We start from the raw sequence: 9,876 nt of genomic DNA on the forward strand, positions 1-9,876 counted from the left end.
GCCGGTGCCGTGCGCCTCCAGGTAGCTCACCTCGTGCGCGGCGACGCCCGCGTCGGCCCGCACCTGACGCGCGAGCTGTTCCTGCGCCACCGGATTCGGCACCGGAACGGCGATCGTGCGGCCGTCCTGGTTCACGCCGGTCGCGCGGATGACGGCGTAGACGCGGTCGTTGGCGCGCTGTGCCACCTCCAGCGGCTTGAGCAGCACCGCGCCCGCGCCCTCGGCGCGGCCGTATCCGTCGGCGGCGGCGTCGAAGGTCTTGCAGCGCCCGTCGAAGGACAGGAACCGGCCCTTGCACATGGAGATGAACGTCTCCGGCTGCAGCATCGCGTTCGCCCCGCCGGCCAGCGCGATCTCGCACTCGCCGTTGGCGATGGCCCGCACCGCGAGATGGGTGGCCACGAGCGAGGACGAGCAAGCCGTGTCCACGGTGAGGCTGGGGCCGTGCAGGTCGAGCAGGTAGGAGATGCGGTTGGACAGCAACGTGTGGGAGGCGCTCATCGCGGTGTGGTTGGTGATCGCGGGCCGAACCAGCGGACCGCTGCGTCCGAGCACGTTGTCCAGGATGAACCCGCCGACGTAGACGCCGACGCGGCGGCCGGAGACCCGGCCCGCCATGCCCGCGTCGTCGAGCGCCTCCCACGTCACCTCCAGCAGCAGCCGCTGCTGGGGGTCGAGGACGGCGGCCTCCTTCTGGGCGATGCCGAAAAAGTCGGCGTCGAAGTCCCACAGCGGCTGGGTGAGGAAACCGCCCCGCCGGGTGTACATACGCCCCGGCGCGTCCGGATCCGGGTCGTAGTACTTCTCGATGCTCCAGCGGTCCGGCGGGATATCGACGATCCCGTCGCCTTTGCCGAGCAGGAAATTCCAGTAACTCTCCGGGTCGAATACGCCGCCTGGAAAACGGCAGCCGATGCCCACTATTGCAATGTCGACCATTGTTTCTCCTGGCCTGAAAGCGGGATTGCTGAAGCCCCCCGACCGCAGCAGCACAATATCTGACGAGCTTCTTCGCTCGAATGATCATGCTATTGCGCATCGCGCCGAGCCGTCAATTGCCTTGCGTCAAAGTCGTTTTAATTTCCGTAAAGTCGCTGTCAACGGCACGTTCGAGAACATCCCGCTTCCGATGCGCGGATGAATCGCGCTGAGATTCATGAGCACGGCATAGCGCAAACCGTGGTCGCGCCATTGCGCGACCTGCTCGACGATTTCGTCCGGTGTGCCGGCCAAACAGAATTCCCGGACCAGCGAGGCCGGGACCTTCTCGATGTGGTCCAGGACGGTGCGCTCGTCGAGCGTCTGCGGCAGGTAGTCCTGCAGCCCGGTGAAGTCCACGCCCAGCGGGTGGGTCGCGCCGTGCCTGGCCCACATCTCTCCGGGTGCGCACAGGGTCAGCGCCCGGGCGCCCACACTCTCCACGAGAGCGTCCACCTGCGCGGGCCGCGCGGCGGTGAGCACGCTGAACACGGCCGCGGGCGCGACTGCCAAGGGGTCGCGGCCCGTGTCCGAGGCCGCGGCGCGCACCTGCTCGAGCCGGTGGCGGTACTCCTGTGGGCGCTGCGCGAAGCCCGGGAACCACACGTCGGCGTACCGCCCGGCGGCGCGCAGCATGCGCGGCCCGCCCGCGGCCACCCAGATCTCCGGGCGGGAGCCCCGATAGGGCGGTACGTCGAAGACCGCGTTCCGCAGCGGAAAGTGCGGCGAGTCCCTGGTCACGAGACTGCCACGGGAATCCCACAGTGCCCTGATGGTCGCCAGCGCCTCCTCGAACCGGCCGACCGGTGCGGTCCAGTCCACACCGTAGGGCTCGTTGTTGTCCCGGATGCCGGTGCCGATGCCGAGGATGGCCCGGCCCCGGCTCAGCTGGTGCAGGGTGGCCGCGGCCTGAGCGGTCACCGCTGGATTGCGGCGGCCTGCGTCGGTGACCCCGACGCCGAGCCGCAGCCGGGCCAAGCGGTTCTGCGCGGCCAGATAGCCCAGCGCGGTCCACGGTTCGTAGATGCCGTCGGCGTGCGGTGCGAGCCGGGTGATGCCGATGTGGCGGGGCGTCCAGATCGAGGACGGCAGGATCGAGGGCAGATGATCGGTCACCCAGAGCGAGTCCGCTCCGCCCGCCATCGCCACCGAGCGGCTGCCGCGAAATTGCAGATCCGGTGCGAACCGGGTGTAGACACCGGAATCCATCACTCCGGTGCGGAATCTCGCCATGTCGTTCCTCTCGCGCTACTTGGGTACGGGTTCGCCAGGGGCGCTGGTCTCCGGGATTTCGATACGTCGGTGCAGGTGGGCGAGGCGGCGCGGGGCCCACCAGTTGGCCGAGCCGAGCAGGCGCATCAACGCGGGCGCGAGCACGCCGCGGATCAACGTCGCGTCGGTGAGCACGGCCAAAGTCAGGCCGAGACCGAACAGCTGGATGAACGACACGTGCGAGGTCACCATGCCCGCGAAAGCGATCGCCATCAGACCGGCGGCCGCGGTGAAGATGCGCGCCGTGCGGGCGACGCCCGCGGCCACGGCCCGGGTGTTGTCGCCGGTGGCGAGCCATTCCTCGCGAATGCGGGACAACAGGAACACTTCGTAGTCCATCGACACGCCGAAGGCGATGCAGAACATCAGGATCGGCATGGTGGGCACGAGATAGCCGGTGGGAGTGAAACCGAACAGGCCCGCCAAGTGCCCTTCCTGGAATACCCAGACCATCGCGCCGAATGTCGCCGCCAGCGAAAGCGTGTTGAGCAGTAACGCTTTGACCGGAAGCAGCACGCTACCGGTGAAGAAGAACAGCACAACCAGGGTCGACACCACGATCACGACAACGGCCCAGGGGACTTTCGCGGCGAGCGCGTCCAGCGCGTCCACGCTCTCCGCCGCCGCGCCCCCGAGTAGCGCCCGGCCGGGCGCCTGGACCTCGCGCACCGCGTCGAGTTGCTCGATCGCGGCAGCGGAGTACGGATCCAGGCGGGTGCCGAGGCGCAGGTACGTGCCCGCGTCCTCGCGCATGCCGGGTGGCGCGGCGGCGACCTTCAACCCTCCGATGTGGACGCCCGCCGCCGACAGCACCGAGGTCACCCCCTCGACGCGCGACAATCGCTCGGCGTAGGCGGCGATCTCGGCGTCGCCGCCGCGGTATCCGGGCATGGCGACGAGCACCCCGGCCATGGCGTTCTCCCGGAACCCGGTGCGCAACGCGTCGCCCACCTCATGGCTGGACCCGCCGCTGATGACCCGGTCGTCGGGGGCTCCGAAGCGGATGGACAGGAACGGCGAGCCCAGCACCAGCAGTAGCGCTGTCACGGCCAGCGCGGCCGCCACCGGCTTGCGCATGACCAGCAGCACCGTGCGGTACCACCGTGTCTCGGTGACCTCGACCGGCCGCGGTGGCGGTCGGCGCAACCAGCGGCGCAGTGGAACCCGTACGTCGAGCGCGTCTACCTTAGGGCCGAGCAGGGCGAGCGCCGCGGGCACCAGCAGCAGGGTGGTGAACACCGCCGCCCCGAGCACGGCCAGTCCGGCGTAGGCCAGCGAGCGCAGGAAATACAGCGGGAAGACCAGCAGCGTCGACAGCGACAGCGCGATCACCACACCGGAGAACAGGACGGTGCGGCCCGCGGTCCGCGCCATGCGGGATACCGCTGCGGCGGTGCCGCTGCCTCCCGCGAGTTCTTCGCGAAACCTGCTGACCATGAACAGGCTGGAATCGATCGCGACCGCGAAGCCCAGCGCGCTCATCATGTTCAGGGCGAAGATCGACACGTCACCGACCTCGGCGAGCAACCGCAGGATCGGCAGCGTCGCGAAGATGTTGAACACGCCGACGGCCAACGGGATCAGCGCGGCCGTCACGCTGCCGAAGACCAGGAGCAGAGCCAGCCCGGTCAGCGGCACCGCGATCGCCTCGGTGACCAGCAGGTCGATGACGATCCGACGGCTCATCTCGTCGACGGCCGCCGCTTGGCCGCCCGCACGCACGGTGACGCCGTCGAAGTCGCCACCGAGCTGTCCGGCGATCGCGCCCGCCCGCTTCGGCGCGTCGGTGTCGTCACCGGTGACGTGCGCCAGGACCAGGCCGCTGCGGCCGTCGTTCCCGCGCAGGGCCTGCCGCAGATCCGGCGCGAGTTCCCAGTAGGACTGGACCGCGTCGATCTCCTCGCGCCCCCGCAGATCCGCGGTCAGGCGCTCACCCGCGGTGCGCGCCGCGGGACTGTCGAGGCCGTCGGGCGCGGTGACCAGCAGCACGAGATTCGGCGCCGCTGCGGGGAATTCCCGGTTGAGGAACGCGGCGACTTCGGCGGATTCGGTGTCGGACGGGAAATAGCCGCCGGACTTCAGGTGGGCGGGCGCCGACCAGCCCAGCGCGACGCAGACGATCCCGATCAGCAGCGCACCGTAGAGGATGGTTCGTGGACGCCGGGTGGCCAGGCGTGCGAGACCGACGAGCATGATGAGTGACCTTTTCTCGAACCCGGGCCGTGCGAAGGCGACGGTGGCTCGGTGCTATTCGGCGGCGCCGGAATCGATGTAGCCGGCCAGTGCGCGCCACTCCTTGGCGTTGCGGCTGGCGAGTTCGGCGACGGCTGGAATGCAATGCGGCGGAACCGTGGCGACCAGCGCGGTCCACACCTCCCGCTGCATCGAGTGCGTGTGCAGCCATCGCAGCAGGTCACGACCCTGCTGGCTGTGCCGCATGGCGGGATCGCGGGTGAGCTGCTGCAGGAGCAGCGCACTGCCCTCGGGCTGGTCGGTGGCGCCGCCGCATTCGGCCGATCCCGTCTCGCGCAGACGCTTGCGGATCGCGTGCGCCGTACTGATGGACACCTCCGCGGCTGCGGCCAGCGCGCGCAGCGGCATATCCGGCGAGGCCGCCAGCAGTTCGGCGACGCGGCGCCGGCGCTGCGCGCGGTCCACCGGCCTGCGCCTGCCGTCGGCGCCGATGCGGACGTTCGACTGCGGAACTTCCGCACTCGAACGTTTACGAAGTGTGGCCACCGTGCGCGCGGACAGGCCCGTGGTGGTCGCGATGGCGCGGTCGGACAATTGCGGCAGGGTCTCGATGATCCGCTCGGCCGCCGCTTTGCGGTCCGAGAGCGTCAACGGCAGTCCGTGCGTCGTATTCAGTTCGACTCCGCGCAGGAAAGCCTCCGCCTGCGTTCCGTCGAAGAACACGACCGCGATCCGCTCGTGCCCGAGCCATTGCGCGGCGCGCAATCGGTGCATTCCGTCGATGACCCGCATCGTGCCGCGGTGCACCACAATCGGCGGCAATTCGGTATCGCTCTCGGCCAGCCGCGCGATATGCCTGCGATCCTCGCCGTCGGACCGCGGCGAATCCGCGGGCAACAGTTCGTCGATCGATACGAAATAGCGCGCGTTCGATGCCAGCGGCACCACTTCACCGCTCACCGATTTACACTCAGCGGACATTTCGAACCCCCAAAGACGCCCGGAATCAGATCGGTCCTCGATGACCCGATGGTCCATGCGGAACCCGGCTAGGCTTCGACCGACCGATCGGTCACAGCGTAGGTGCGGCCGGTGCCCGGCACTAGGCTTTTCAGGAAGAGTGGGGAGAATTCGAAAACATGACAGTCATTGCCGACCCCGGTCGCACGGCACTGCTGGTCGCGGGCACCGTGGTGGCGGAACGCGAGGGGCTGCACCGGCTTTCGATCAACGCGGTGGTCGAGGAAGCCGGGATGGCCAAGGGCACCTTCTACCACCACTTCGTCAACCGCCGCAGCTACGTCGTCGCGCTGCACCGCCGCTTCTTCGACGCGCTGTCGCAGTCGGTGGCCGCGGCGCTGACCGGAATCCCCCCTGGCGTCGAACGGATCGCCCCCAGCCTCGACGCGTTCCTCGACGCCTGTCTCGACGCCCGCGGCACGGAGGCGTTCATGGTCCAGGCGCGCACCGATCCGGACCTGCGCGAGGAGATCCGCCGCCGCCACGAGATCTTCATCGCGGTGGGACGGCCGGACATGGTCGCGGCCGGGTGGCCCGATCCCGACGCCGCCTCGCGGATGAAGGTCGCCATGGTCGGCGAGATCTGCCTGGCGGAGCTGGCTTCCCGCCGTCCTCGCCGGGATCTGCGGCTGACCGCCGTGCGGATGCTGACCGCCAATCTCGCCGGTCCGGTTGCCGAAGAGTCGCCTGAGAGTACGGACGAGCAGAGCTAGACGTACTTTTCTTGTCGAAAGTTGTTCTACTGGAGACTAATTCACGTGTGTCCGCGTGGTGACCCGGCATCGCTGACCTGACGCTGATTCGTCGCGATAGCGCAGGGCCTGCCCGCGTCCGGCGTGCGTTGCCGCGAAGTGAACAGAGGACACGTCGGACTGCGGTGGACCTTTCCAGCCGTTCTCGCTGCGGCAGAATGGTTCTCGACCTGTAGTCGACGCCGAGGGGGTAGGGCGCTGAGTATCGCGGATGCGGAAGTTGTCGACGTTGTGGCGGTGTCGCGGTCGGTCGTCGCCGCGCACGCGCCGGAGGAATTACCGTTGTTCGACGCCACCGCCGCGGCCTACGCCGCGCGCAGACGCGGTCGGAGTCCGGACGAACTGCTCGGGTTCGGGGTCGGCGCGGTGGAGGCGGTGGTGACGGTCGCGGTGCTGGCCGGCACCAAAGGCGCGGTGGACGCGCTGCTCGAGTACTCCGGTAAACGCACCGCGCGCGGCCTGCGCGGTCGCCTGAGCCGGCTGCCATGGCGGCGTCGTCCCACGGCGGCGACGCCGCCCGAACCCCTCAGCCCCGAGCAGCTGAACGCCACCCGGGAGGCCGCCCGGCGTGCGATCCTCGCGTACGGGCTGACCGATCGGCAGGCGAACCTGCTGGCGGGCGCGATCGTCGGAGAGCTGGCCGCGCCGGACGACCCGACGCTCTGATGGGGCCGGACCCGCGGGCATTCGGTTCCGGAACGACTCCGCGCTTCGCGGTGCTCGTGCTCGCGGCCGCCGCGACCATGTGGAACTGCTGGCAAGTGCTCGCGGGTGCGGTGCTCGGCACGCCGTACCGGCTCGCGACCGAGCGGTGCGTCGGAGCGCTCGTCTCGGCGCTGGGTGTGGACGGCCAGGACATCGACCGGGCCGCGGCGGCCGCGCCTGCCGAGGGCGCGGCTGTCGCGGCGACGGTCGACGCCTGCTCGACCCGGGTCGGCGCGACAGCGGCGGCGATCGCGGTGGCCGCCGTCGTCGTCTTGGTGGCCGGTGCGGCGCTGGCCTACTGGCTGTGGCCGTCATGGCACATCCGGCGACGCCGACTGATCGCCTTCCCGGCCGCCGCGTTTCCCGTGCCGGCAGCGAAATTGGCGAAGCTGGCGGGGAACACCGAGGTGCGGTTCCTGCTCGATCCGGCCGACAACCGGGTCGACGGGCGGGCGTTCGGGCGATACGGGCGCCGCTACGTGATCCTGACCCGGGGACTGCTCGAGCGCTGGCGGAAGAACGACGGTGACGGTTCGGTGGACGCCGTGGTGTCGCATGAACTGGCCCATATCCGCAATCGCGACATCGATCCGGCCTACGCCGCCGTGTGGACGTGGCGGCTGCTGGTCCTGCTCGGCGGCGTCCCGTTCGGATGCTGGGTACTGGTCGAACTCGCGATGGGCGATCGGCGGACCGCCCTCGGTTACGGCTGGCGAATAGTCGCCCTGCTCGGGCTGACTTTCCTGATCCGCAACGGGCTGTTACGGGCGCGAGAGTACTACGCCGATCTGCGTGCCGGGCGCAGCTGCCCCGACCAACTCAGGAGACTGCTGCGCACCGCACCCGACCCCACCCGGCGAGCACGCCTGCGCGCGCGGTTCGGATTGCACCCGTCGGTCGCGAAACGGCGGCGGATGCTCGACGAACCCGGCGAATTGCTCGCTCCGCGAGCGCTTTCCCTGGTCACCATCGGTCTCAGTGCCATGCTCGCCTACGATCTGGTCGATGCCGTGACGGCCGTGGCCGGACTACGCACACCGATCGCGCCGCTGGCCGGGATGACACTGACCACGCTGGTCGCGACCGCGGGTATCGCGCAGGCGGCGCTGCGCAGCGCGTTGTGGGTGCGCGTCGCAGGGGACGACCACCCCTGGCGCGGGAGTGCGTTCCATATTCCGCTGGTCGCGCTCGCCCATGGCCTGGCCCTGGCGGCGGGCTTGGGGCTCGGGCGGCTGCTCTCGCTCGATCCGGTGGCGCACGGTTCCATTCGGCACACCTGGGCCGCGACAAGGGAGTTCGTGTCCGGTTGGGCATTCGTGCTTGGCATGAGCTGCGTCGCGGTCACCGCCTGCGTCCACGTGGCGGCACACACCTGGTTGCCGGTGGTCGCGACGGTGACTCGTCCACGGGTTGCCCTGGCCACTGTGGCGATCGGCGCGGCGGTGCTGATGCTTCCGTGGCTGCCGTCGTTGCTGTGGGCCTACTTCCTCTATGCGCGCCTGCCCTGGGAAGAGTCCGGCGCGCCGAGTTGGGTGACGGGGGAACTGATGCAGCGGCAGCGGCTTCCCGCGGGGTTGCTCGGCGGGTGGGGCCTGCTTGCCGCCGTCGTCGCGCTCACTCTGTTGCTCGCGGCGCCACGGCTGCGGCGGGCGCATCCGCCGACGCAGTCCTGGACGGGGACGTCGGAAGCGACTCGGCTACAGCCGCCATTGGGCATCCGCGCCACGGTGGGCACCGCCGCCGCGGCGAGCTTCCTCACCCTGACCATCGTGAGCGAGTACGGGTTCCACACTGCCACCTGGCCCGGTGCCGACGTCACTTCGATGGCCCTGATGGCGTCCTCCCCGGCCAGCCGTGCGATCGTGGCGAGTACCGCGGGCAGCAAATGGATGCTGTGTCATCAATCTGGCACGCTGGCCTCCGGCTTACGTTCGGAGTGCTTGCGATACGGGCCCGACCCGAGGCGGCAAGAGTGCTCGGCGCATCCGTTCTCGTGTCGTCCTTCCGTGCACGTCGCCCCCGGCAAGGGACTGGTGACTCGGGTAGCGCCCCCGGAGGGCTACCGACCCGCGATCGGCGAGACGGTTGTGTTCGACGGCGCCCGAGCGGGCTGGGTCACAACGGATATGGCCTATCGAACGGCCTTGGTGATCGCGGCGGGAGGCGACCGGGTCACGTGCGCGGGCGCCGGGGCGCCGATTCTGGTCAACGGGCAGCCGCCTGTCGACGGCGGAATCCTGTTCCCCGCCGGGCGGATCGGAGCGGAAGCATTCGACCAGACCGTTCCCGAGGGCGGCATGTGGGTGCTCGGCACCGCGGCGCGTCCGCAGGACGGCAGCGACCGGCATCTCGGTGAGGGCGGGGGCGTGGTTGCGGCATCGTCGGTTCTGCTCTACTTCGCCGAGAAATAGCTCGCGCTGCGCCGCGTCGGCCGGTATGCCCAGTGCGCCAACGCCTTCGCGGCCTGTGGTGGGTGACGGCAGGGGCGGAAGCGGACACGGGCGGGCGGTGGAGTGGGCCGGTACTCTGGATGGAGAGTCACTGCGCGGGGCTTTAAGTTACTGCGAATTTCCACGATCCCACCCGCGATGTACTCGGTGTTGTGTACTGTTTGTTATTGATGGTTCGCACCGCTGTGCGGAGTGGGCCTGGGTCGTGGACGCGGCCCGGCAAGAAGGACTCCGTTGTCCCGTACGGTTCATCCGTGCCGAGACGCGGACGACGTCGAGGATTGGGTGTGGCCGAATGCGTGTATCTGCTCCGATAACGGTCTCGGCTCTGGTTGTTGCTGGTGTGGTGGTGAGCGGTTCGGGGGTGCAGGCGCCGGTGGGGGCGGGGGCGCCGCAGGCCCCGGAAGTGTTGGCGGCGTCCTCGAATGGGGCTGCCGATGGCGCGGGCACCGAGAACGCGACCACCGCTGCCGGACAGTCGCGGGTGGTGGGGTTGTTGCCGGTGT

Annotated in this window: 7 protein-coding genes; 3 read left to right on the forward strand and 4 right to left on the reverse strand. The window is 69.5% G+C overall.

Features of this window, described 5'->3' with window-relative positions; genetic code table 11:
* The 4 genes from ON27_RS30280 to ON27_RS30295 form a co-directional block, all read right to left on the reverse strand.
* Positions 1–939: beta-ketoacyl [acyl carrier protein] synthase domain-containing protein (locus ON27_RS30280; RefSeq protein ID WP_169334545.1), on the reverse strand; the 939-nt coding region annotated here is incomplete at its 3' end.
* Positions 940–1,065: 126 nt separating this feature from the next.
* Entirely contained in the window at positions 1,066–2,211 is a 1,146-nt protein-coding gene (locus ON27_RS30285; protein WP_043735380.1) for an LLM class flavin-dependent oxidoreductase, read from the reverse strand.
* Between the two features lie 15 nt (positions 2,212–2,226).
* Entirely contained in the window at positions 2,227–4,443 is a 2,217-nt protein-coding gene (locus tag ON27_RS30290; protein ID WP_043735381.1) for an MMPL family transporter, read from the reverse strand.
* 54 nt (positions 4,444–4,497) lie between these two features.
* Complete coding sequence (locus ON27_RS30295) at positions 4,498–5,403, reverse strand: ParB/RepB/Spo0J family partition protein (protein WP_051047124.1); 906 nt, start codon at positions 5,401–5,403, stop codon at positions 4,498–4,500.
* 179 nt (positions 5,404–5,582) lie between these two features.
* Between ON27_RS30295 and ON27_RS30300 the strand changes: the two genes are divergently transcribed.
* The 3 genes from ON27_RS30300 to ON27_RS40170 all read left to right on the forward strand — a co-directional run bounded on the left by ON27_RS30300 (position 5,583) and on the right by ON27_RS40170 (position 9,331).
* Positions 5,583–6,176 carry a TetR/AcrR family transcriptional regulator gene (locus tag ON27_RS30300; RefSeq protein ID WP_051047125.1) on the forward strand — a complete coding sequence of 198 codons (594 nt, stop codon included), beginning with the start codon at positions 5,583–5,585 and terminating at the stop codon, positions 6,174–6,176.
* A gap of 276 nt (positions 6,177–6,452) precedes the next feature.
* A complete protein-coding gene (locus ON27_RS30305) occupies positions 6,453–6,881 on the forward strand; it encodes a hypothetical protein (protein WP_157227423.1) in 429 nt (142 codons plus the stop codon).
* Positions 6,881–9,331 carry a M48 family metalloprotease gene (locus ON27_RS40170; RefSeq protein WP_051047126.1) on the forward strand — a complete coding sequence of 817 codons (2,451 nt, stop codon included), beginning with the start codon at positions 6,881–6,883 and terminating at the stop codon, positions 9,329–9,331. The genes ON27_RS30305 and ON27_RS40170 overlap by 1 nt, the downstream gene beginning before the upstream one ends.
* Positions 9,332–9,876 lie beyond the last annotated feature (545 nt).

The sequence above is a fragment of the Nocardia asiatica NBRC 100129 genome, from assembly GCF_000308415.1.
GTDB lineage: Bacteria > Actinomycetota > Actinomycetes > Mycobacteriales > Mycobacteriaceae > Nocardia > Nocardia asiatica.

Coding starts and splice junctions, on each gene's coding strand:
- ON27_RS30285 (WP_043735380.1), bottom strand. CDS start 2,211: ATGGCGAGATTCCGCACCGGAGTGATGGATTCCGGTGTCTACACCCGG.
- ON27_RS30300 (WP_051047125.1), top strand. CDS start 5,583: ATGACAGTCATTGCCGACCCCGGTCGCACGGCACTGCTGGTCGCGGGC.
- ON27_RS40170 (WP_051047126.1), top strand. CDS start 6,881: ATGGGGCCGGACCCGCGGGCATTCGGTTCCGGAACGACTCCGCGCTTC.
- ON27_RS30290 (WP_043735381.1), bottom strand. CDS start 4,443: ATGCTCGTCGGTCTCGCACGCCTGGCCACCCGGCGTCCACGAACCATC.